This window comes from Klebsiella sp. X1-16S-Nf21 (assembly GCF_002837615.1).
Taxonomy (GTDB): Bacteria; Pseudomonadota; Gammaproteobacteria; order Enterobacterales; family Enterobacteriaceae; genus Klebsiella; species Klebsiella variicola.
In genome coordinates, this window is record NZ_PJDK01000020.1 from 43,844 (window position 1) to 67,942 (window position 24,099).

Genomic DNA, 24,099 nt, shown 5'->3' on the forward strand with positions numbered 1-24,099 from the left:
ATGAAACCATTAATTCAGGTGCAGGCCGTCAGCCAGCGCTTTAACACCGCCAGCGGCGAGTTCCTGGCGCTGCAGAATGTTTCCTTCGATATCGTCGAAGGGGAGACCATCAGTCTGATCGGCCACTCGGGCTGCGGAAAATCGACCCTGCTGAATCTGATCGCCGGGATCACGACGCCCACCGAGGGCGGACTGCTGTGCGATAACCGGGAAATCGCCGGGCCCGGGCCGGAGCGGGCGGTGGTTTTCCAGAACCACTCGCTACTGCCGTGGCTGAGCTGTTTCGATAATGTGGCGCTGGCGGTGGATCAGGTGTTCCGTCGCACCATGAGCAAGAGTGAGCGCCGGGAGTGGATCGAACACAACCTGGCGCGCGTGCAGATGGGGCATGCGCTGCACAAACGGCCCGGGGAGATCTCCGGCGGCATGAAGCAGCGGGTAGGTATCGCCCGGGCGCTGGCGATGAAGCCGAAGGTGCTGTTGCTTGATGAGCCCTTCGGCGCCCTGGACGCGCTGACCCGCGCTCACCTTCAGGACACGGTGATGCATATCCAGCAGGAGCTTAATACCACCATCGTCATGATCACCCACGACGTTGATGAAGCGGTGCTGCTCTCGGATCGGGTGCTGATGATGACCAACGGTCCGGCGGCGACGGTGGGCGAGATCCTCGCGGTCGATCTGCCGCGTCCGCGTCACCGCGTTCAGCTGGCGGACGACAGCCGGTATCACCATCTGCGCCAGCAGATCCTGCATTTTTTGTATGAAAAACAGCCGAAAGCGGCGTGAGGAGGCGGTCATGACGCGGCGACTGGTGGTGATCGGTAACGGCATGGCGGCCACCCGACTGGTGCAGCGACTGGTTGAGCGCGACCCCGCGCAGTTTGCCATTACTGTCGTCGGTGACGAGCCGCATCCGGCCTATAACCGCATTCAGCTCTCGCCGCTGCTGGCTGGCGAAAAAACGGCGGCGCAGCTCCCGTTGCTGCCGGCGGAGTGGTACACCCGGCACGGGGTGTGCCTGCGGTCCGGCGAGGCGGTCGATGAAGTCGATGTTGAGCAACGGCGGCTGCGCATCGCGGAAACCTGGCTACCGTGGGACGAGCTGGTGTTCGCCACCGGTTCGCGGCCCTTTATCCCGCCGCTGCCGGGCAGTGATCGTCCGCAGGTTATCCCCTTCCGCACCCTGGCGGACGTGGAACGTATTTTGGCGATACCCGGGCCGGCGGTGGTGATTGGCGGTGGGGTTCTGGGTGTGGAAGCGGCGGCGGCGCTGCGTCGCCACGGCGGGGAGGTCACTCTTCTGCATCGTGGCAGCGGATTAATGGCGCCGCTGACCGACGCTTTTGCCGCCGATGAGCTCAGGCAGCAGCTTGAAGCGCGCGGCATCCGCTGTGTGCTGGAATGCCGGATCGCCGCCATCGAAGAGGATGGCGTGCGGCTGGCGGACGGGCGCGCTTTCCGTGCTGCCAGAGTGGTGCTGGCCGCCGGCGTGCAGCCTAACAGCCGTCTGGCGGCGCAGAGCGGCGTGCTGTGTCAGCGGGGGATCGTGGTTGACCGCCAGATGGCCGCCTCTCTGCCTGGGATCAGCGCCGTCGGGGAATGTTGCGAAATTGACGGCCAGACCTGGGGGCTGGTAGCTCCCTGCCTGCGCCAGGCCGAGGTACTGGCGGATCGCCTGTGCGGCGCCCCCGGCGAGGGCTTTGTCTGGCAGGACGCCGGGACCCGCCTGAAGGTTACCGGCATTGAACTCTTTAGCGTCGGGGAGCAGCAGGCCGGCGAACAGGATGACATCTATACCAGCTGGGACCCCATCGATCGCCACTACCGTCGCCTGCTGCTGCGCGACGGCCGCCTGCGCGGCGTGCTGCTGATGGGCGACTGCACCGCCGCCGCCGCGCTCACCGCGCGCCTGGAAAGCGACGAGCCCGCCACCGCGGACTGGCTTTTTGACCCCTCTTCAACGCAGCCGCAGGCTGCAGGAATAATGACGATGACGAAACCTGTATTAGTGCTGGTGGGACATGGCATGGTCGGCCACCATTTTCTCGAACAATGCGTGAGCCGCAACCTGCATCAGCAATATCGAATCGTGGTGTTTGGCGAAGAGCGTTACGCCGCCTACGACCGGGTCCATCTCTCCGAATATTTCGCCGGGCGCAGCGCTCAATCGCTGTCGCTGGTGGCCGATGATTTCTTTCACCAGCACGGCATCGAACTCCGCCTCGGCGAGGCGGTGGCGACGATCGACCGCGACGCGCGGCTGGTGCGAGACGCCGAGGGACATGAAACCCACTGGGATAAACTGGTGCTGGCGACCGGCTCCTATCCCTTTGTTCCGCCGATCCCTGGCAACGATCTCGACGGGTGCTTTGTCTACCGCACTCTTGACGATCTCGACCGTATCGCCGCCCATGCCGCCGCGGCGAAGACCGGAGTGGTTATCGGCGGCGGCCTGCTCGGGCTGGAGGCGGCTAACGCCCTGAAACAGCTGGGGCTGGACACGCACGTAGTGGAGTTTGCCCCGAACCTGATGGCCGTCCAGCTGGATAACGGCGGGGCGGCGATGCTGCGGGAGAAGATCGTCGCCCTCGGCGTGGGGGTGCATACCAGCAAAGCGACCACCGCCATCGTGCGCGAGGCCGACGGCCTGCGGCTGAACTTTGCCGACGGCGGCGCGCTGCGGACCGACATGGTGGTCTTCTCGGCGGGGATCCGTCCGCAGGACGCGCTGGCCCGCGGTTGCATGCTGCAGGTGGGCGAACGCGGGGGCATTCACATCGACGGCCAGTGCCGCACCTCTGACCCGGACGTGCTGGCGATAGGCGAATGCGCCCTGTGGGACAATAAAATTTACGGTCTGGTGGCGCCGGGCTATCAGATGGCGCGTATCGCCGCGGCCACCCTCGCGGGAGAAGACGCCTGCTTTAGCGGCGCCGACATGAGTACCAAACTGAAGCTGCTGGGGGTGGACGTCGCCTCATTTGGCGATGCGCAGGGGCATACGCCGGGCTGCCAGAGCTATCAATGGACCGATGGTCCGCAGCAGGTGTACAAAAAAATCGTCGTCAGTCAGGACGGCAAAACCCTGCTTGGCGGCGTGCTGGTGGGGGAGGCCAGCGACTATGCCACGCTGCTGCAGATGATGCTGAACGGCATGGCGCTGCCGCCGCGTCCGGAGAGCCTGATCCTGCCCGCGCTGGAGGGCGCCGCGCCGAAGGCGCTCGGCGTCGCGGCGCTGCCCGACAGCGCGCCGATCTGCTCCTGCCATAATGTCAGCAAAGGCGATATCTGCCAGGCGGTGAACAATGGGGCGGGGGATATGGCGGCGATAAAAAGCTGCACCAGAGCGGCCACCGGCTGCGGCGGCTGCAGCGCGCTGGTGAAACAGGTGATGGAGTACCAGCTGGCGGAGCAGGGCGTCGAAGTGAAAAAAGACGTCTGCGAGCATTTCCCGTGGTCGCGCCAGGAGATTTACCACCTGGTACGGGTCAATCATATCCATACCTTCGAGCAGCTGATTAGCCGCTACGGCCAGGGGCACGGCTGTGATGTCTGCAAACCGCTGGTGGCCTCAGTGCTGGCTTCCTGCTGGAACGAGTACCTGCTGAAGCCGGCGCACCTGCCGCTGCAGGATACCAACGACCGCTATTTCGCCAACATTCAGAAGGACGGAACCTATTCGGTGGTGCCGCGGATGGCGGCGGGGGAAGTGACGCCGGACGGGCTGATCGCTATCGGGCAGATCGCCAAACGTTACCAGCTCTACAGCAAAGTGACCGGCGGCCAGCGTATCGATCTGTTTGGCGCGCGGCTGGAACAGCTGCCGGCTATCTGGCGCGAGCTGGCCGACGCCGGGTTTGAAACCGGCCACGCCTACGGCAAGTCGCTGCGCACGGTGAAATCCTGCGTCGGCTCAACCTGGTGTCGCTACGGCGTGCAGGACTCCACCGGGCTCGCCGTGCGGCTCGAGCATCGCTATAAAGGGCTGCGCGCCCCGCACAAAATCAAGATGGCGGTCTCCGGCTGCACCCGCGAATGTGCCGAAGCCCAGGGAAAAGATATCGGGGTGATTGCCACCGATAAAGGCTGGAATCTGTACGTCTGCGGCAACGGCGGGATGAAACCGCGTCACGCCGACCTGTTTGCCAGCGATCTCGACGAAGCGACGCTGATCCGCAGCATCGATCGTCTGCTGATGTTCTATATCCGTACCGCCGATCGCCTGCAGCGGACCAGCACCTGGATGGATAACCTGGAGGGCGGCGTCGCCTATCTGCGGCAGGTGGTGCTGGAGGATAGTCTCGGCATTGGCGAGGAGCTGGAGCAGGAGATGGCCCGGATCGTCGACAGCTACCAGTGCGAGTGGCAGACCACCCTCAACGATCCGCAGCGTCTGGCGCTGTTCCGCTCCTTCGTGAACAGCGACCAGCCGGACGAGGCGGTGCAGCGCCACGTGCTGCGTGGTCAGCCGCAGCTGTTGCTGACTGAGACGTTGCCCGAGGGCGAACTCCCATCCCGGCCGTGGCAGGCGGTATGCGACCTTGACGCCATCCCGGCGCAGGCGGGGATCGGCGCCCGCTTAGGGGAGCGGCAGATTGCCCTGTTCCGCTTTGGCGATCGGGTCTACGCCCTGGACAACCGCGAGCCGGGCAGCGCGGCCAACGTGCTGTCACGCGGGCTGTTAGGGGACGTCGGCGGCGAGCCGGTGGTGATCTCCCCGCTGTACAAACAGCGGATCCGCCTGCGTGACGGCTGGCCGTGCGACGGCAGTGAACAGGCGGTACGCGCCTGGCCGGTGAAAGTGGAAAACGGCAAAGTGTGGGTGGGCAGCCAGCAGCTGCTGGCCCGAGCGGAGGCCTCCTGATGCAGACCATCCGAACGACCTGCCCCTACTGCGGCGTAGGCTGCGGGGTGCTGGCGAGCGTGGACGACGCGGGGCAGGTGAGCGTGCGCGGCGACGATCAGCACCCGGCCAACCTCGGCCGCCTGTGCGTCAAAGGGGCGGCCCTCGGGGAGACCACGGGCCTGGCGGGGCGGCTGCTGGCGCCGGAGGTGGACGGCCAGCAAGTAGCCTGGCCTCAGGCGCTGGCGGAGACCGCTGCGCGCCTGCAACAGGTTATCGACCAGCACGGCCCGCAGGCGGTGGCCTTCTACGCCTCTGGCCAGCTGTTAACCGAGGATTACTATGCCGCCAACAAGCTGATGAAGGGATTTATCGGCGCGGCGAACATCGACACCAATTCGCGGCTGTGCATGTCGTCGGCGGTGACCGGCTACAAACGGGCCTTTGGCGCCGATGTGGTGCCCTGTAGCTATGAGGATGTGGAAAACAGCGATCTGGTGGTGCTGGTCGGCTCGAACGCCGCCTGGGCGCACCCGGTGCTGTTCCAGCGGCTGGCGCAGGCGAAGCGGGATAATCCCCGACTGCGGATCGTGGTGATCGACCCCCGGCGCACCGCCACCTGCGAGATCGCCGACCGCCATCTGGCGCTGGCCCCGGGGAGCGACGGTGGGCTGTTCGTGGGGCTGCTTAACGCCGTGGCGCAGGCCGGAGCCTGCATCGACGGCTTTCGCGATGGCTCACAGGCGCTGGCCGAGGCGAGAGGCTGGGACGTGGCGAAGGTAGCGGATTTTTGCGGCCTGACTGTCGATGAGGTGGCGGCCTTCTATCGCGAGTTTATCGCCGCCCCGCGGGCGATCACCCTCTACACCATGGGAATCAATCAATCCGCCAGCGGCAGCGACAAATGTAACGCCATCATCAACGTCCATCTGGCCAGCGGGAAGTATGGCCGCCCCGGCTGCGGCCCCTTTTCGCTGACCGGTCAACCCAACGCCATGGGCGGCCGCGAAGTCGGCGGGCTGGCGACGATGCTGGCCGCGCACATGGATTTTGTGCCAGACGATCTGCAGCGGCTGGCCCGCTTCTGGGGGACGGAACGGCTGGCGCAGACCCCGGGACTGACCGCCGTGGAGCTGTTTGCCGCCATTGGCCGCGGCGAGGTGAAAGCGGTGTGGATCATGGGCACCAACCCGGTGGTGTCGCTCCCTGACAGCCACGCGGTGAGCCAGGCGCTGGCCGCCTGTCCGCTGGTGATCGTCTCGGATGTCGCCGCCCAGACCGATACCGGACATTTCGCCCACATCCGCTTTCCGGCGCTGGCCTGGGGCGAGAAGAATGGCACGGTCACCAACTCGGAGCGGCGGATCTCCCGTCAGCGCAGCTTTCTGCCGCCGCCGGGGGAGGCGAAAGCGGACTGGTGGATCATCGCCAGAGTGGGGCAGGCGCTGGGGTATCGCGAGGCGTTTGCCTGGCAGCATCCGCATGACGTCTTCCGCGAGCATGCGGCGCTGTCCGGTTTCGAAAACGACGGTCAGCGGGCCTTTGATATCGGCGCGCTGGCGGATCTCAGCTGTGAGGCGTGGGACGCCATGGCGCCGGTGCGCTGGCCGGTCAGCCGCAGCGAGGCCGCCTGGGATATCGCGCGCGGCTGGCATGGCGATGGCAGGCTGCGGATGGTGCCGGTGACGCCTCAACCGACCCGGGCGACCACCGATGTCTTTTATCCGCTGATCCTCAACAGCGGGCGGATCCGCGATCAGTGGCACACCATGACCCGTACCGGCGCGGTGCCGCGGCTGATGCAGCATATTGCGGAGCCGGTGGTGGAGGTGACGCCGCAGGATGCCGTTCGCTACCAGCTTCCCGCCGACGGGCTGGCGCGGATCTGGTCGCGGCATGGGGTGATGGTGGCGAAAGTGACGATCAGCGAAGGGCAGCGCCCCGGCTCGCTGTTTGTTCCGATGCACTGGAACAATCAGTTTGCCCGTCAGGGGCGGGTGAATAACCTGCTGGCCGCCGTCACGGACCCGTATTCCGGCCAGCCGGAAAGTAAACAGGCGGCGGTGGCCATCGCCGCCTGGCAACCGGCCTGGCACAGCGAGCTGCTTTGTCGCGAACCGCTGCCGTTTCCAGCGGCCTGGCACTGGCGGCGGCGGGCAGCGCCTGGCGTGCTGCACTATTCGCTGGCCGGGGAGGCGTCTGCCCGACAGTGGATCAGCGCGTGGTGCGCGCAGCGCGGCTGGCAGCTACAGGTGGCTGACGGCGGCGCGGTATGGAACCTGCTGGCCTGGCATCAGGGGAGGCTGATGCTCGGCTGGTGGAGCGATGCGCGCGAGCCGGCGGTGGATAGCGCATGGATAAGCGCCGCCTTTGCCGCGCCGCCGTCCGATGCCGTCCAACGACATGCGTTGCTTAGCGGCCGACCGGGCGCCGCCGCCGCCCCGCGGGGGCGGATCGTCTGTAGCTGCTTTGGCGTGGGGGAACGGTCAATTAGCGAGGCTATCGCCAGCGGCTGCGCCAGCGTCGGGGCGTTGGGAGCGAAGCTGAAATGCGGGACCAACTGCGGCTCCTGCGTGCCGGAGCTTAACGCGCTGCTGGCGGCTCAACGAACCCGAACCCAGGCGTAACGGTGGCGCGCAGCGACGGCTCCGGTTGGGCGACACCTTGCCCAACCGGTTTCAGTATATTCCTGGAATTGCCCACAGGGCTGCGGGAGCAGGGAAAAAACGATAAACTAACATTTCTTCCCATTTTTGTGAGCCTGCTCAAAATCTGTTGATGCCTGTGTCCTTCCGTTTGTTGCCAACGTTGACCTTTCTCCTGCTGCTGCCGGGCGTTCCCGTCTGGGCGCTGACCGCCAGCGACACCACTCGCCCCGCGCCAGCGCAAGATCCGCTGCCCGATATGGGGATTGCTCCCCAGGTCGATGACGACGCCCGGCACTTTGCTGAGGTGGCGAAGAAGTTTGGCGAGGCCAGCATGAGCGATAACGGCCTGACGGCGGGCGAGCAGGCGCAGCTGTTCGCCATCAGTAAAATCGGCAATGAAGTGAGCCATCAGCTGGAGAGCTGGCTCTCGCCGTGGGGCAACGCCAATGTCGACCTGCTGGTCGATAAAGAGGGCAAATTCACCGGCAGTAAAGGGAGCTGGTTCGTGCCGTTGCAGGATAACGACCGTTACCTGACGTGGAACCAGTATTCGGTGACCCGGCGCGAGAACGATCTGGTGGGCAACATCGGGCTTGGTCAGCGCTGGCGGGTCGGCGGCTGGCTGCTGGGCTATAACTCGTTTTACGACAAAGTGTTGAGCGAAAGCCTGGCGCGCGGCAGCGTCGGCGCGGAGGCGTGGGGAGAATATCTTCGCCTGTCGGCAAACTATTACCATCCGCTGGGCGACTGGCAACTGCGCGATAATCAGACTCAGGAGCAGCGGATGGCCGCGGGGTATGACGTCACCGCCCAGGCGCGGCTACCGTTCTACCAGCACATTAATACCAGCGTCAGCGTCGAACAGTACTTCGGCGATAGCGTCGATCTTTTTCACACCGGTACCGGCTACCATAACCCGGTAGCCGTCTCCGTTGGGCTCAATTACACCCCGGTCCCGCTGGTCACCGTTACCGCTAAGCATAAGCAGGGGGAAAATGGTGTCAGCCAGAACAATGTGGGCCTGAAGCTAAACTATCGCTTTGGCGTCCCCCTTAAGCAGCAGCTGGCCGCAGACGAGGTAGCGATCAGCAATTCGCTGCGCGGGAGCCGCTTCGATAGTCCGGAGCGGGATAATCTGCCGGTGGTGGAGTATCGTCAGCGCAAAAATCTGACGGTCTATCTGGCCACGCCGCCCTGGGATCTGCAGTCCGGGGAGACGGTGCAGTTGAAGCTGCAGATCCATAGTCTGCATGGCATCAAGGCGCTGCACTGGCAGGGTGACACCCAGGCCCTCAGCCTGACGCCGCCGGTGGATGCCAGCAGCGCGGATGGCTGGAGCGTGATCATGCCGGTGTGGAACAGTGAACCGGGCGCCGCGAACCGCTGGCGCCTGTCGGTGGTGGTGGAGGATAAACAGGGGCAGCGCGTCTCCTCCAATGAGATCGCTCTGGCGCTGACCGAGCCGCTGGTCAAGTTCACCACGCCTGGCGTCTCCTGGACGGACTCGCCTTAGAAAATTCGCTCCTGGTGGACCCATACCGCGGCTTCCACCCGGGATTTGAGCTTCATTTTCTTCAGCATGTGCTTCACGTGTACTTTGACGGTGCTTTCGGTGATATCCAGGCGACGGGCGATCATTTTGTTCGGTAGTCCCTGGGCGATCAGCTTGAGGATGTCGCGCTCGCGCGGGGTCAACTGGCTGATGTCGCGATCGGAGGTGGCGCGGTTGGCGCGCAGGCTGGCGGCCAGCACCGGGGTTAACGCTTCGCTTAATACCATCTCTCCGGCGGCGGCCTGCTGCAGCGCTTTCAGCAGATCTTCCGGCTCCATATCTTTCAGCAGATAGCCATCGGCGCCGCGCTTCAGGGCGGTGACAACGTCCTCTTCATGGTTGGAGACGCTAAAGACCACCACCCGGCCAGAAAGGGATTTCTCACGCAGTTTGTCCAGCGTTTCCAGGCCATTCATGCCCGGCATATTGAGGTCGAGCAGGATCAGGTCCGGATCCAGCGATTCCGCCAGCTCGATACCTTGCGCGCCATTGCTGGCCTCGCCAATCACCTGGATGTCCGGCGCCATGCTGATCAACTGTTTCACGCCGGTGCGCAGCATCGGATGGTCGTCAATGAGAAGGATGGTTGCCCGTTCCTGTTGACTCATGGGGGTCTCCTTATTGGATGGAAAACGTTTTTTCCGGGATAAACGTGACGATCACTTCGGTTCCGCCGGTTTCCCGGCGTCGTACCTGACAGTCACCGCGCAAGCTCTGGGCGCGATCCCGCATAATAATTAAACCGTAATGGTTACTCCGCTCGGCGTGATCCGGCACGCCGCGGCCGTTATCCGCCACCACCAGACGGACCTGATTATCGCGTTGTGACACCGTCACGGTCACTTCCGTCGCGCTGGCATGCTTCAGGGCGTTGCTTAACGCTTCGCGGGCGATCTGCAGCAGGTGAATGGCCTGATGCGACGGTACAAAGCGCGGCGGAAGCTGATAATCAAGCTGTACCGTAAAGCCGAAGTGGGCGCTGTACTCCTGACAGCTGGCCTCCAGCGCCGGGCGCAGTCCCGGCTCGGTCAGCTGCAGGCGGAAGGTGGTTAACAGCTCGCGCAGCTGGGCCCAGGAGGTATTCAGCTCGTTGCGTATCTGCCCCAGCAGCTGGCGGCTCTCCGCCGGTAAGGCGTCGCCCTGCATCTGCAGACAGCTGACCTGCATCTTCATACAGGACAGCGACTGGGCGATGGAGTCGTGCAGCTCGCGGGCGATAGTGGCCCGCTCTTCCATGACGATCAACTGCTGCTGTTTCTCCTGATGGCGGTCCAGCGCCAGGGTACTGGTCAGTTGTTCCACCAGAGTGTCCACCAGCTGCTGCTGGTCGTGGCTGAGATGGCGGCCAACCGGCAGCGTCGCCAGCAGAATGCCGTACTGATTATGCGCATCCGACAGCCGCCACTTCAGCGTTGTTCCGCCATCCGGCAGCGGCGGCAGATTGCGTGGACAGAGGTAGCAGCCTTTATCATCACACTCATCATCCGAGTGGCAGGTAAACTCCTGGTGATTATCTTCGTCTTCCAGGTCGTAAACCCGTACCTCGATATCGCGCAGCAGCGTCAGCCCCTGCAGGCCATTCAGTACCGGTGAAATCCGCTCGCAGAGCGGGGCGCTGGCATGCAGCCGGCGATTGGCCTGCCATAAGAAAGCAAGGATCTCGTTCTTCTGTTCCAGCCCGGCGGTCTTCTCCTGCACCCGCCGCTCAAGCACCGCGTAGCTTTCCGCCAGCTCTTCCGACATGTTATTCAGCGCCATGCCGAGGGTCGCCATTTCGTTACGCCCGCTGATGTGCGCCCGCTGGGTGAAATCGCGCTGGCTGACCGCCCGCGCCATGCCCAGCAGCTGTTTCCACGGCCGCAGCAGGCGCGCGCGTAACCAGATGATGGTAAAAATCAGCAGCAGCGCCATACCAATGGCGAGAATGCGATGGATCCAGACTACCCGCTCGATACGCTGCTCGGTGGTGTGGTCGAATGCGGTGACCAGCTGGTCGATACGATCGACAAAGTCGGCGACATCCTGAGCCACTTCCGCTTGGTTAATCGCACGCTGCATGCCGGGGGCCAGCGCCTGCTGCCAGTATTGCTGCAGCGCTTTTAACTGTTGTTCCTGGCCGTCGCGGCGGGCGGAATTTTGCAGCTCGGGGCTGAAGACGGTGGCGGTCATGTCCGACACCAGCTTTTGATCGTTTTCATTCAGCGGGATCGCCGCCAGCAGCCGGTAGCTTTGCATACGCAATGAACCGGCCTTGTTAATCGCGTGGGCGCTGCCCTGGACGCCGTTCACCAGACGCGCGGAGATCGCCATGCCGGCGACGCCAATAATGGTGGCGAGCAGCACGATTAACGCCAGTTGATTGACCAGCGTCAGCGGAGTAAAAAGACGTTTTAACATGGAATGCGTGGCTCCTGACCGGTGATCTCTCCGGGAGTGGCGCTTATTCTCGGCTATCCCCTGGAGTATACCCATACCCCTAAAGAGTTACTCCTTAATTGTCGGTGGTAGGCGCTATTGGGGGTGGGGTTATACGCAACCCGGCAGCCGCGTGAAAAACCACACTTTTTTCCTCACCTTTCTCTACTCACTTCGGAGCATGGTTTATTTTTGCACAAATTAGTGCGCGCTTTTCCTTTGATTTATATCAACTTACCGCCCCGGGCAACCCCTAAGGTAGCGGCAGGAAATATGAATAATCAGAGGTATCTATGAGTCAATCTTCCCTACCGGAGAAGGCTAACCGCTCGGTCATTACCGACTGGCGCCCTGAAGATCCTGAATTCTGGCAACAGCGCGGTCACCGTGTGGCGAGCCGTAATCTATGGATCTCCGTTCCCTGTCTGTTACTGGCGTTCTGCGTATGGATGTTGTTCAGCGCCGTCGCCGTTAATCTCAACAAAGTGGGCTTTCAGTTTACGACCGATCAGCTGTTTATGCTGACCGCGCTGCCGGCGCTGTCTGGCGCCTTATTGCGCGTGCCTTACGCTTTCATGGTGCCGCTGTTCGGCGGCCGTCGCTGGACGGCGTTCAGCACCGGGATCATGATTATTCCGTGCGTCTGGCTGGGCTTTGCGGTCCAGGATACTTCCACGCCGTTTAGCGTCTTCGTGATTATCTCGCTGCTGTGCGGCTTCGCCGGGGCCAACTTTGCCTCCAGTATGGCTAACATCAGCTTCTTCTTCCCGAAAGCGAAGCAGGGCGGGGCGCTCGGCGTCAATGGCGGCCTTGGTAATATGGGCGTCAGCGTGATGCAGCTGGTCGCGCCGCTGGTGGTGTCGGTCTCAGTGTTTGCCTTTTTTGGCGGGACCGGCAGCGAGCAGCCGGACGGCTCAATGCTGTATCTGGAAAACGCCGCGTGGATCTGGGTACCTTTCCTGATTATTTTCACTCTGGCGGCGTGGTTCTTTATGAACGACCTGTCGGCTTCTAAAGCCTCGCTGAGCGAACAGCTGCCGGTGCTCAAACGCCTGCACCTGTGGATCATGGCGCTGCTCTATCTGGCGACCTTCGGCTCCTTCATCGGATTCTCCGCCGGCTTCGCCATGCTGTCGAAAACCCAGTTCCCGGACGTGCAGATCCTGCACTACGCCTTCTTCGGCCCCTTTATTGGCGCGCTGGCGCGTTCGATGGGCGGGGCGATTTCCGACCGCCTCGGCGGGACCCGTGTGACGCTGGTTAACTTTGTGGTGATGGCTGTCTTCTGCGCGCTGCTGTTCCTGACCCTGCCGACCAACGGCCAGGGCGGCAACTTCATCGCCTTCTTCGCGGTGTTCATGGTGCTGTTCCTGACCGCCGGGCTGGGGAGCGCCTCCACCTTCCAGATGATCTCCGTGATTTTCCGTAAGCTGACCATGGACCGCGTGAAGGCCCAGGGCGGCAGCGAAGCGCAGGCGATGCGCGAGGCGGCGACCGATACTGCGGCGGCGCTGGGCTTTATCTCCGCCATTGGCGCCATCGGCGGCTTCTTTATCCCGAAAGCGTTCGGTATCTCGCTGGATCTGACCGGTTCGCCGGCCGGCGCGATGAAAATCTTCCTGATCTTCTATATCGCCTGCGTGATCATCACCTGGGCGGTATACGGCCGTAAGCGTCAGTAATCCGCCGCGTTCATCATGACGTTTGAAAAGGCGCGCTCTCAGGGTGGCGCCTTTTTTTACGTTACTAGTTAGTTACAACATACTAATGGATGATTTGATTCATATTGGCCACAGAGCCGGGAAGGGATGGCTTGCCAGCGAAACGGCTCTACCCCTTAATACCTCCTTTGTTAACAAATCCTTCCATGATGACGGCTTTTTAGGAAAAAAAGCTTATAAAACATAAAATTAAAAAATAGCATCTCATACCACCTTGGTGGTAATTGCAGTTTCCCTCCGCTTTAGCAAGCCAGTCCGGATTGATCGCCATCAATTCTCGCCCTCTTTCATAGCGTTACCTTCGCTGCAAATCCAGCAATGTCGATTTATCAGAGAGCCGTCAGGCTCCATATCAGGAGAAACCCGATGAGTAAATTCCTGGACCGGTTTCGCTACTTCAAACAGAAGGGTGAAACCTTTGCCGATGGGCACGGCCAGCTTCTAAACACCAACCGGGACTGGGAGGATGGATACCGTCAACGTTGGCAGCATGACAAAATTGTGCGTTCCACTCACGGTGTCAACTGCACCGGCTCATGCAGCTGGAAGATTTATGTGAAAAACGGTCTGGTGACCTGGGAAACGCAGCAGACTGACTACCCGCGCACCCGTCCGGACCTGCCGAACCACGAACCACGCGGTTGCCCGCGCGGTGCCAGCTACTCATGGTATTTGTACAGCGCGAACCGCCTGAAATACCCGCTGATGCGTAAACGTCTGATGAAGATGTGGCGGGAAGCGAAAGTTCAGCATAGCGATCCGGTTGAGGCATGGGCCTCGATTATTGAAGACGCCGACAAAGCCAAAAGCTTCAAACAGGCTCGCGGTCGCGGCGGGTTTGTCCGCTCCTCCTGGCAGGAAGTGAATGAGCTGATTGCCGCCTCCAACGTCTATACCGTCAAAACTTACGGTCCGGACCGCGTGGCCGGTTTCTCGCCGATCCCGGCGATGTCGATGGTTTCCTACGCCTCCGGCGCCCGTTATCTGTCGCTGATCGGCGGCACCTGCCTGAGTTTCTACGACTGGTACTGCGACCTGCCGCCAGCTTCGCCGATGACCTGGGGCGAACAGACCGACGTCCCCGAATCGGCGGACTGGTATAACTCCAGCTACATTATCGCCTGGGGCTCCAACGTGCCGCAGACCCGTACCCCGGATGCCCACTTCTTTACCGAAGTCCGCTACAAAGGCACCAAAACCGTGGCGATCACCCCAGACTACGCCGAAATCGCCAAACTCTGCGATCTGTGGCTGGCGCCGAAGCAGGGTACCGATGCCGCGATGGCGCTGGCGATGGGCCATGTGATGCTGCGCGAGTTCCATCTCGATAAACCGAGCCAGTACTTCACCGATTATGTGCGCCGCTATACCGATATGCCGATGCTGGTGATGCTCGAGGAGCGCGACGGTTATTATGCCGCTGGCCGTACGCTGCGCGCCTCCGACCTCGTGGATTCCCTTGGTCAGGAGAACAATCCGGAATGGAAAACCGTCGCCTTTGACGAGAAGGGCGACATGACCGTACCGAACGGTTCCCTCGGATTCCGCTGGGGCGACAAAGGCAAATGGAACCTCGAACAGCGCGACGGTAAAACTGGCGAAGAGATTGAGCTGCGTCTGAGCCTGCTGGGCAGCCATGACGAGGTCGCACATGTCGGCTTCCCGTACTTCGGCGGCGAAGGTTCTGAGCACTTCAACAAAGTCGACCTCGAAAATATTCTGCTGCACAAACTGCCGGCCAAACGCCTGCAGTTGGCCGACGGCTCCACCGCTCTGGTGACCACCGTTTACGATCTGACCATGGCCAACTATGGCCTGGAACGCGGTCTGAACGATGAAAACTGCGCCACCGGCTACGATGACATGAAAGCCTACACCCCGGCCTGGGCGGAGAAGATCACCGGCGTCTCCCGCGCGCATATCATCCGCACTGCACGTGAATTTGCCGATAACGCCGATAAGACCCATGGTCGCTCGATGATTATCGTCGGGGCGGGCCTCAACCACTGGTTCCACCTCGACATGAACTACCGCGGCCTGATCAATATGCTGGTCTTCTGCGGCTGCGTCGGTCAGAGCGGCGGCGGTTGGGCGCACTATGTGGGCCAGGAAAAACTGCGTCCGCAGACCGGCTGGCAGCCGCTGGCGTTCGCCCTTGACTGGCAGCGTCCGGCACGTCACATGAACAGTACCTCGTACTTCTATAACCACTCCAGTCAGTGGCGCTATGAAACCGTGACCGCGCAGGAACTGCTGTCGCCGATGGCGGATAAATCCCGTTACAGCGGCCACCTGATCGACTTTAACGTGCGCGCAGAGCGCATGGGCTGGCTGCCGTCTGCGCCGCAGTTAGGGGTGAACCCGCTGCGTATCGCTGATGAAGCGAAAAAAGCCGGCATGACCCCGGTGGATTACACCGTGAAGTCGTTGAAAGAGGGCTCGATTCGCTTTGCGGCCGAGCAGCCGGAAAATGGTAAAAACCACCCGCGTAACCTGTTTATCTGGCGCTCCAACCTGCTGGGCTCCTCCGGTAAAGGCCATGAGTATATGCTCAAGTACCTGCTGGGTACCGAGAACGGCATTCAGGGCAAAGACCTCGGCAAGCAGGGCGGCGTGAAGCCGGAAGAAGTCGAATGGCGGGATAACGGCCTCGACGGCAAACTGGATCTGGTGGTGACCCTCGATTTCCGTCTGTCGAGCACCTGTCTCTACTCCGACATCGTGCTGCCGACCGCCACCTGGTACGAAAAAGACGACATGAATACCTCGGATATGCATCCGTTTATTCACCCGCTGTCGGCCGCCGTTGACCCGGCCTGGGAATCGAAGAGCGACTGGGATATCTATAAAGGTATCGCGAAGAAATTCTCTGAAGTCTGCGTGGGCCACCTCGGCAAAGAAACCGACGTCGTCACGCTGCCGATCCAGCACGACTCCGCCGCGGAAATGGCGCAGCCGCTGGATGTCAAAGACTGGAAAAAAGGCGAATGCGATCTCATTCCGGGGAAAACCGCGCCGCATATTATTCCGGTTGAGCGTGATTACCCGGCGACTTACGAACGTTTCACCTCGATCGGTCCGCTGCTGGAAACCATCGGCAACGGCGGAAAAGGCATCGCCTGGAACACCCAGAGCGAGATGGACCTGCTGCGTAAGCTCAACTACACCAAGGCGGAAGGCCCGGCGAAAGGCCAGCCGAAGCTGGAAACGGCCATCGACGCCGCGGAAATGATCCTCACCCTGGCGCCGGAGACCAACGGTCAGGTGGCGGTGAAGGCGTGGAAAGCGCTGAGCGAGATCACCGGTCGCGAGCACGCGCACCTGGCGCTGAACAAAGAAGACGAGAAGATCCGCTTCCGCGATATTCAGGCGCAGCCGCGGAAGATTATCTCCAGCCCGACCTGGTCTGGCCTGGAAGATGAACATGTCTCCTATAACGCTGGGTATACCAACGTTCACGAGCTGATCCCGTGGCGGACGCTGTCCGGCCGTCAATCGCTGTATCAGGATCATCAGTGGATGCGCGACTTTGGTGAAAGCCTGCTGGTCTATCGTCCGCCGATCGACACCCGTTCGGTGAAAGCGGTGATGGGCGAGAAGTCCAACGGCAACCCGGAGAAGGCGCTGAACTTCCTGACCCCGCACCAGAAATGGGGTATCCACTCGACCTACAGCGATAACCTGCTGATGCTGACCCTGTCGCGCGGCGGGCCGATCGTCTGGATGAGCGAAGCGGATGCGAAAGATCTGGGTATCGAAGATAACGACTGGATCGAAGTGTTTAACGCCAACGGCGCCCTGACGGCGCGTGCGGTGGTGAGCCAGCGTGTACCGGCCGGGATGACCATGATGTATCACGCGCAGGAACGCATCGTGAACCTGCCGGGATCTGAAATCACCGGTCAGCGCGGGGGGATCCACAACTCCGTCACCCGTATTACGCCAAAACCGACCCACATGATCGGCGGCTACGGCCACCTGGCCTATGGCTTTAACTACTACGGTACCGTCGGCTCCAACCGCGATGAGTTTGTAGTGGTACGTAAGATGAAGAACATTAACTGGTTAGACGGCGAAGGCAACGACCAGGTACAGGAGAGCGTAAAATGAAAATTCGTTCACAAGTCGGCATGGTGCTGAATCTCGATAAGTGCATCGGCTGCCATACCTGTTCGGTGACCTGTAAAAACGTCTGGACCAGTCGGGAAGGGATGGAATACGCCTGGTTCAACAACGTGGAGAGCAAACCTGGCGTTGGCTTCCCGAACGACTGGGAAAACCAGGAAAAATGGAAGGGCGGCTGGATCCGCAAAATCAACGGTAAACTGCAGCCGCGCATGGGCAACCGCGCGATGCTGCTGGGTAAAATCTTCGCCAACCCGCATCTGCCGGGGATCGATGATTACTACGAGCCGTTTGATTATGACTACCAGAATCTGCATAACGCGCCGGAAAGCAAACATCAGCCGATCGCCCGCCCGCGCTCGCTGATCACCGGCCAGCGGATGGACAAGATCACCAGCGGTCCGAACTGGGAAGAGATCCTCGGCGGCGAGTTCGAAAAACGCGCCAAAGATCAGAACTTCGACAACATGCAGAAGGCGATGTACGGTCAGTTCGAAAACACCTTCATGATGTATCTGCCGCGCTTGTGCGAGCACTGCCTGAACCCGGCCTGCGTCGCGACCTGCCCGAGCGGCGCTATCTATAAGCGTGAAGAAGACGGCATCGTACTGATCGACCAGGACAAGTGCCGCGGCTGGCGGATGTGTATCACCGGCTGTCCGTACAAGAAGATCTATTTCAACTGGAAGAGCGGGAAATCCGAGAAATGCATCTTCTGCTACCCGCGTATTGAATCCGGAATGCCGACGGTGTGCTCCGAAACCTGCGTGGGCCGTATCCGCTATCTCGGCGTACTGCTGTATGACGCAGATGCGATTGAAAACGCCGCCAGCACCGAGAACGAGAAAGATCTGTATCAGCGCCAGCTGGATGTGTTCCTCGATCCAAACGATCCAAAAGTGATTGAACAGGCGTTAAAAGATGGCGTACCGCAGGGGGTCATTGAGGCTGCGCAGCAGTCGCCGGTCTACAAAATGGCGATGGACTGGAAGCTGGCCCTGCCGCTGCACCCGGAATATCGCACCCTGCCAATGGTCTGGTACGTGCCGCCTCTGTCGCCAATTCAGTCGGCTGCGGACGCTGGCGAATTGGGTAGCAACGGTATTCTGCCGGACGTGGAAAGCCTGCGTATTCCGGTGCAATACCTGGCGAACCTGCTGACCGCGGGCGATACCCAGCCGGTCCTGCTGGCCCTGAAACGCATGCTGGCGATGCGCCACTATAAACGTGCGGAAACCGTTGATGGCGTCGTCGATACCCGCGCGCTGGAAGAGGTGGGGCTGAGCGAAGCGCAGGCCCAGGAGATGTACCGCTATCTGGCGATCGCTAACTACGAAGATCGTTTCGTGGTGCCGAGCAGCCACCGTGAACAGGCGCGAGAAGCGTTTCCGGAGAAAAACGGCTGCGGCTTCAGCTTTGGCGATGGCTGCCACGGCTCGGACAGCCAGTTCAACCTGTTCAACAGCCGTCGCATCGACGCTATCGACGTCACCAGCAAAACGGAGCCGCACGCATGATTGAACTCGTGATTATGTCGCGTCTGCTCGAATACCCTGACGCTGCCTTATGGCAGCATCAGCAGGAGATGTTCGAGGCGCTCGCGTCATCAGAGAAACTCAGCAAAGAGGGTGCCCACGCGCTGGGCGTTTTCCTGCGCGATTTAGTGGCTCAGGATCCGCTGGATGCCCAGGCGGCCTATAGCGAACTGTTTGACCGCGGCCGCGCCACCTCGCTGCTGCTGTTTGAACATGTCCACGGCGAATCACGCGATCGCGGGCAGGCGATGGTGGATCTGATGGCGCAGTATGAGCGCCACGGTCTGCTGCTTGATAGCCACGAGCTGCCGGATCACCTGCCGCTGTATCTGGAGTATCTGGCGCAACTGCCGGAAGAGGAAGCGCTTGGCGGCCTGCGGGACGTCGCGCCGATCCTCGGCCTGCTCAGCGCGCGCCTGCAGCAGCGCGAAAGTCGCTATGCGGTGCTGTTCGAGCTGTTACTGAAGCTGGCTAATACTCAGGTCGACAGCCAGAAGGTGGCGGAGAAGATTGCCGACGAGGCGCGCGACGATACGCCGCAGGCGCTGGACGCGGTCTGGGAAGAAGAACAGGTCAAATTCTTTGCCGACCAGGGCTGCGGCGAGTCGGAAATTTCCGCTCACCAGCGTCGTTTTGCCGGAGCCGTAGCCCCGCAATATCTGAATATCTCTAACGGAGGACAGCAATAATGCACTTCCTGAATATGTTCTTCTTTGACATTTATCCGTACATTGCGGGCTCGGTGTTTCTGATCGGCAGCTGGCTGCGCTATGACTATGGCCAGTACACCTGGCGCGCCGCCTCCAGCCAGATGCTGGACCGTAAGGGGATGAACCTGGCGTCGAACCTGTTCCATATCGGCATCCTGGGTATTTTCGCCGGCCACTTCCTCGGCATGCTGACCCCGCACTGGATGTATGAGTCCTTTCTGCCGATCGACGTCAAGCAGAAGATGGCGATGATCGCCGGCGGCGCCTGCGGCGTGATGACCCTGGTGGGCGGGTTACTGCTGCTCAAGCGTCGTCTGCTCAGCCCGCGCGTTCGCGCCACCACCACCGGAGCGGATATTCTGATCCTCTCCTTGCTGATGGTGCAGTGTGCGCTGGGTCTGCTGACCATTCCATTCTCCGCCCAGCATATGGACGGTAGCGAAATGATGAAGCTGGTCGGCTGGGCGCAGTCGGTGGTGACGTTCCGCGGCGGCGCGTCACAGCATCTGGATGGCGTGGCATTTATTTTCCGCGTTCATCTGGTGCTGGGCATGACCCTGTTCCTGCTGTTCCCGTTCTCCCGTCTGGTTCATATCTGGAGCGCGCCGGTCGAATACCTGACGCGCAAATACCAGATTGTCCGCGCCCGTCGCTAACTGGCCCGCGACTGCTCACTGACCCCGCCGCGGCGGGGTTTTTTTTCGCCCCAGCCGAGGTTATTCCCTGCGGCGGCAAACAGAATAAGCATCCCGCCAATTAACTGCACAGGGGTCAATGCATGGTGGAAGACCAGATAGTCGACCACCATTGCCACCAGCGGATAAATAAAGGAGAGCGAACCGGTAATGGGCGTCGGCAGTTTCTGTATCGCGCTATATAAAAGCTGATACATGATCCCGGTATGGACGATGCCGAGGATCAGCAGATAGCGCCAGGGGAAGCTGGCCGTCCATTCGGGGGCATGCACCAGCGGCAGCAGCATCACGACGCCAACGAGCACCTGAATAAAGGCGATATGCTGCGCGGGGAGCGGATGCAATTTGCGCGCGATAATGGCGGTCAGGGCATAGAAGAATGCCGCGCCCAGCGCCAGCAAAACGCCGGTGGTAAGCCCCTCTCCATGCGCAGACGTCAGCTCGCTTGACAACAGGATCACTACGCCGCCAAAGGCCAGCAGTAGCCATCCCCATTTCACGGCGCTGACCCGTTCCCCCAGCACCATCCCCATCAGTACCAGCATAAACGGCTGGGTGTTATAGACCACGGTGGCCATACCGATTGAGATCCGCGAATAGGCGGCAAACAGCAGCAGCCAGTTGACGACCAGCGCCGCGCCGCCAATTACTGCCAGAGCGAGAGTGAAACGCGTTAGCCGGCTGAAGGGCTGGCCGCTTAACACGATAAACACCAGTAAGGTTAGCGCGCCAATCAGGCAGCGCCAGAACACCACATCCATCACCGGCAAACCAGAGAGCAGCACGAACGCGCCGATCGAGCCGGAGATTATCATTGCCAGGCTCATTTGCCAGACGCCGCGGGTAAGTTGCATTTTTCACCTCCATCATTTTTCAGTTATTGTGCGAAAAACCCTGACAGGGTGATATGGCTGAATTAAGGTAGAAAGACGCGAATGCCTTTTATAATTAGGTGAAAAACATGAATGACGTACTTGATGAAATTGACCGGGCCATCCTCACTTGCCTGACTCAGGATGCCAGAGTCTCGCTAAAGGTATTGAGCGCGCGAGTAGGGCTGACCTCGCCGAGCACGGCCGAGCGGGTGAAGCGCCTGGAGGAGCGGGGCGTCATTCAGGGCTATGGTGCGCGGGTGAATCTCGCCGCGCTGGGCTACAGCCTCCAGGCGCTGGTGCGGGTCCGGCCGCTGCCTGGGCTGCTGCAGAAAGTGGATAAATATATCCAGGCGATGCCGGAATGCATTGAAAGTGACAAAGTGACCGGGGAAGATTGTTTCGTGATGCGCCTCGTGGTGCGCGATATTGCCCAGCTGGATACCCTGCTGGACGGTCTGGCCGAGTATGCGCAGTGTAACACCTCGGTGGTGAAAAGCTCGCCGGTAAAAAGGCGTTTGCCACCGCTGTGAGTTTCCCGGAGGCGGTGCTGCGCACCTGTCCGGGCTACCAGACGGCGCCACCTGTAGCCTCGCTAAGCGAAGCGCGAGCGAGGGGGTAGCAAAACAGTGCTTGTAGCCTCGCTAAGCGAAGCGCGAGCGAGGAGGTAGCAGTACAGGTGGTTGCAGAGAGCGCGAGAATAGAGGGGGAAGGATAACTCGTCGCTATCGCTCCTCGCCCTTCGGGCCGTTGCCCTTGGCAACGTTCTCTCGCTGGCGCTCGAGTCGAACCTTAGTCGAAGCTTCTCATCCTTCCCCGTAGGGCAGAATCTAGAATATCGTAGAGTAATTGGATTGCGGTGTTTTTTAAGAGGATGGTGGTGGGGGAAGGATAACTCGTCGCTATCGCTCCTCGCCCTTCGGGCCGTTGCCTGCGGCAACGTTCTCTCGCTGGCGCTCGAGTCGAACCTTGGTCGAAGCTTCTCATCCTTCCCGGTAGGGCAGAATATAGAATATCGTAGAGTAATGGGATTGAGGTGTTTTTTAAGAGGATGGTGGTGGGGGAAGGATTCGAACCTTCGAAGTCGATGACGGCAGATTTACAGTCTGCTCCCTTTGGCCGCTCGGGAACCCCACCAGGGGTAAAATCACATTGTAGGCTATTCAGCAAAATGAATGGTGCTGGGGGAAGGATAACTCGTCGCTATCGCTCCTCGCCCTTCGGGCCGTTGCCTGTGGCAACGTTCTCTCGCTGGCGCTCGAGTCGAACCTTAGTCGAAGGTTCTTACCCTTCCCGCTAAGTGCAAACATCGTTTACGCTTGTCGGGGAAACTATATCACTGTAGTGAATAATGGTGGTGGGGGAAGGATTCGAACCTTCGAAGTCGATGACGGCAGATTTACAGTCTGCTCCCTTTGGCCGCTCGGGAACCCCACCACGGGGTAATGCTTGGTACTGGCCTGCTTCCTTCTCGGGAAGCGGGGCGCATCATACCAAATGATGCGCCCCTGTAAAGCATTCGTTTGACAAAAATAAACTGGTTGCCTGATTTTTACGCGTAACGCCGTAAAGCTAACCAATTCATTTCTCAGTCGATTAAAGAATAATCGTCCGGTTACCGTAAACGAAGACGCGCTGCGCCAGTACCTGATACAGCGCCCGGCTCAAGACGTTTTTTTCGACATCGCGGCCAGCGCGCATCATATCTTCTGCAGTATAGGTATGATCGACATGAATCACGTCCTGCATGATGATTGGGCCTTCATCCAGATTGTCATTCACATAGTGGGCGGTGGCGCCAATGATCTTTACGCCGCGCTCATAGGCCTGATGATAAGGACGGGCGCCGATAAACGCCGGCAAAAATGAATGGTGAATATTGATGATTTTGTTCGGGAAGCGGGCGACAAACTCCGGGGTGAGGACGCGCATATACTTGGCCAGTACCACGTAATCCGGCTCATGTGCCGCAATGGCATCCCCCATCTGCTTGTCGTGTTCTTCGCGGCTTAACCCTTCGTGACTGACCAGCTCAAACGGAATACCAAAACGCTCCACCAGCGGGCGCAGCGTGTCATGGTTGCCGATAACCGCGGCGATATCGACATCCAGTCCGCCGTAGTTGGCTTTCATCAGCAGATCGCCGAGGCAGTGCGCCTCTTTGGTCACCAGAATGACCACCCGGCGACGGCCTGCCGGATTCAGTTCGCGGATGGAACCTTCCGGCAGGGCGCTATCCAGATCGGCCAGCAGAATAGCGTCGTTAAAAATGCCCTCCAGTTCGGTGCGCATAAAGAAACGACCGGTACGGTGGTCAACAAATTCATTGTTCTGCACAATGTTAAGTTCGTGTTTGTAGCAGATATTGGTGATACGCGCGATGAGGCCTTTCTGATCAGGGCAAATAGTGCGTAGTACTTTACGTTGTAATGAATGCATCGCGAGGAAAATCCTGTAGTGTTTGCAAGCGCTACGGCAGCGTTACTGGCCGCAGCATTTTTTAAATTTTTTACCTGAGCCGCAAGGGCAGGGGTCATTACGACCAATCAGCGGTCGTGTCCCGTCGATATAGTACCACTGTCCATTTTCTTTTAAGAATCTGGAACGTTCAATAATGGCGCCCGGACGGTTATTGTCATTAAAGCGGGCGACAAAGCTGACAAAGCCTTCATTGGGGACTCGCCCTTCATCACTGGCGAACAGGGTTAAACCCAGCCACTCGGTCTGGCTGAACCCCTTCTCCAGCTCGGCGCGAAACGTCTGCGCCTGACAGGACGGATGCCAGGTTTTGATCAGATAGTCGGCATCTTTCATGACGAACGCGCTATAGCGGGAGCGCATAAGCTGTGACGGGCCTGGCGCAAGCTCTGCGCCGGACAGATATCGCTGGCAACATGAGCTATACTCCAGTGCGCTGCCACAGGGGCATAATTGCGACAAAACTGCCTCCATGGAAGAAAGAATTACGGCGCTTCAACGC

At 60.4% G+C, this 24,099-nt stretch carries 15 protein-coding genes, 2 tRNA genes and 3 other RNA genes; 10 read left to right on the plus strand and 10 right to left on the minus strand.

Translation table 11 applies throughout. The features are described from left to right. The 4 genes from CW267_RS11600 (at position 1) to CW267_RS11615 (ending at position 9,007) form a co-directional block, all read left to right on the plus strand. Positions 1-789, plus strand: coding sequence for an ABC transporter ATP-binding protein (locus CW267_RS11600; protein WP_004145418.1), 789 nt, complete (start codon positions 1-3; stop codon positions 787-789). A 10-nt stretch (positions 790-799) separates the two neighbouring features. Continuing rightward, complete coding sequence (gene nirB / locus CW267_RS11605; protein ID WP_100780952.1) at positions 800-4,867, plus strand: nitrite reductase large subunit NirB; 4,068 nt, start codon at positions 800-802, stop codon at positions 4,865-4,867. Beyond that, positions 4,867-7,473, plus strand: coding sequence for a nitrate reductase (locus CW267_RS11610; protein ID WP_100780951.1), 2,607 nt, complete (start codon positions 4,867-4,869; stop codon positions 7,471-7,473). Before nirB ends, CW267_RS11610 begins: the two co-directional genes overlap by 1 nt. 151 nt (positions 7,474-7,624) lie before the next feature. Continuing rightward, positions 7,625-9,007 carry a YchO/YchP family invasin gene (locus CW267_RS11615; RefSeq protein WP_008804400.1) on the plus strand — a complete coding sequence of 461 codons (1,383 nt, stop codon included), beginning with the start codon at positions 7,625-7,627 and terminating at the stop codon, positions 9,005-9,007. On the opposite strand, the gene narL is transcribed toward CW267_RS11615, so the two are convergent. Together narL and narX are read right to left on the minus strand one after the other, a co-directional pair. Continuing rightward, positions 9,004-9,654 (minus strand): two-component system response regulator NarL, encoded by a 651-nt coding sequence (gene narL / locus CW267_RS11620; RefSeq protein WP_002910198.1) that lies wholly within the window; start codon positions 9,652-9,654, stop codon positions 9,004-9,006. The two genes, CW267_RS11615 and narL, sit on opposite strands and share 4 nt — an antisense overlap. Positions 9,655-9,664: 10 nt before the next feature. Beyond that, the gene (gene narX, locus CW267_RS11625) at positions 9,665-11,443 is read right to left on the minus strand and encodes a nitrate/nitrite two-component system sensor histidine kinase NarX (protein ID WP_012541350.1); all 1,779 of its coding nucleotides are present in this window, start codon (positions 11,441-11,443) and stop codon (positions 9,665-9,667) included. A gap of 311 nt (positions 11,444-11,754) precedes the next feature. Between narX and CW267_RS11630 the strand changes: the two genes are divergently transcribed. The 5 genes from CW267_RS11630 (at position 11,755) to narI (ending at position 20,208) form a co-directional block, all read left to right on the plus strand. Further along, positions 11,755-13,143, plus strand: a complete 1,389-nt coding sequence (locus tag CW267_RS11630) for a NarK family nitrate/nitrite MFS transporter (protein WP_032733224.1) — start codon at positions 11,755-11,757, stop codon at positions 13,141-13,143. A gap of 405 nt (positions 13,144-13,548) precedes the next feature. Next, positions 13,549-17,292 (plus strand): nitrate reductase subunit alpha, encoded by a 3,744-nt coding sequence (locus tag CW267_RS11635; RefSeq protein ID WP_012541352.1) that lies wholly within the window; start codon positions 13,549-13,551, stop codon positions 17,290-17,292. Beyond that, complete coding sequence (narH, locus tag CW267_RS11640; RefSeq protein ID WP_002910193.1) at positions 17,289-18,824, plus strand: nitrate reductase subunit beta; 1,536 nt, start codon at positions 17,289-17,291, stop codon at positions 18,822-18,824. The genes CW267_RS11635 and narH overlap by 4 nt, the downstream gene beginning before the upstream one ends. Next, positions 18,821-19,531: a nitrate reductase molybdenum cofactor assembly chaperone gene (gene narJ / locus CW267_RS11645; protein ID WP_100780950.1), complete on the plus strand. Its 711-nt coding sequence runs from the start codon at positions 18,821-18,823 to the stop codon at positions 19,529-19,531. Before narH ends, narJ begins: the two co-directional genes overlap by 4 nt. Beyond that, on the plus strand, positions 19,531-20,208 hold the full coding sequence (narI, locus tag CW267_RS11650) for a respiratory nitrate reductase subunit gamma (protein WP_071582953.1): 678 nt from the start codon (positions 19,531-19,533) through the stop codon (positions 20,206-20,208). The genes narJ and narI overlap by 1 nt, the downstream gene beginning before the upstream one ends. Here narI and CW267_RS11655 read toward each other — a convergent pair. Continuing rightward, positions 20,205-21,101 carry a DMT family transporter gene (locus CW267_RS11655; RefSeq protein ID WP_012541354.1) on the minus strand — a complete coding sequence of 299 codons (897 nt, stop codon included), beginning with the start codon at positions 21,099-21,101 and terminating at the stop codon, positions 20,205-20,207. The two genes, narI and CW267_RS11655, sit on opposite strands and share 4 nt — an antisense overlap. A 107-nt stretch (positions 21,102-21,208) precedes the next feature. Here CW267_RS11655 and CW267_RS11660 point away from each other — a divergent pair, with 107 nt between their 5' ends. Beyond that, a complete protein-coding gene (locus CW267_RS11660; protein ID WP_004152249.1) occupies positions 21,209-21,652 on the plus strand; it encodes an Lrp/AsnC family transcriptional regulator in 444 nt (147 codons plus the stop codon). Between the two features lie 165 nt (positions 21,653-21,817). On the opposite strand, the gene CW267_RS11665 is transcribed toward CW267_RS11660, so the two are convergent. From CW267_RS11665 to CW267_RS11695, 7 genes are all read right to left on the minus strand, one after another. Beyond that, positions 21,818-21,950, minus strand: a non-coding RNA gene (locus CW267_RS11665) — RtT sRNA. A 44-nt stretch (positions 21,951-21,994) separates the two neighbouring features. Beyond that, positions 21,995-22,127, minus strand: a non-coding RNA gene (locus CW267_RS11670) — RtT sRNA. A gap of 44 nt (positions 22,128-22,171) precedes the next feature. Next, positions 22,172-22,256: transfer RNA gene (locus CW267_RS11675), tRNA-Tyr, on the minus strand. A gap of 39 nt (positions 22,257-22,295) precedes the next feature. Next, positions 22,296-22,428: non-coding RNA, RtT sRNA (locus CW267_RS11680), on the minus strand. A gap of 43 nt (positions 22,429-22,471) precedes the next feature. After that, positions 22,472-22,556, minus strand: a tRNA-Tyr gene (locus tag CW267_RS11685). A 159-nt stretch (positions 22,557-22,715) separates the two neighbouring features. Further along, positions 22,716-23,558, minus strand: coding sequence for a formyltetrahydrofolate deformylase (gene purU, locus CW267_RS11690; protein ID WP_004203178.1), 843 nt, complete (start codon positions 23,556-23,558; stop codon positions 22,716-22,718). Positions 23,559-23,600: 42 nt separating this feature from the next. Further along, positions 23,601-24,059, minus strand: coding sequence for a YchJ family protein (locus CW267_RS11695; protein WP_008804406.1), 459 nt, complete (start codon positions 24,057-24,059; stop codon positions 23,601-23,603). Positions 24,060-24,099: the final 40 nt, after the last annotated feature.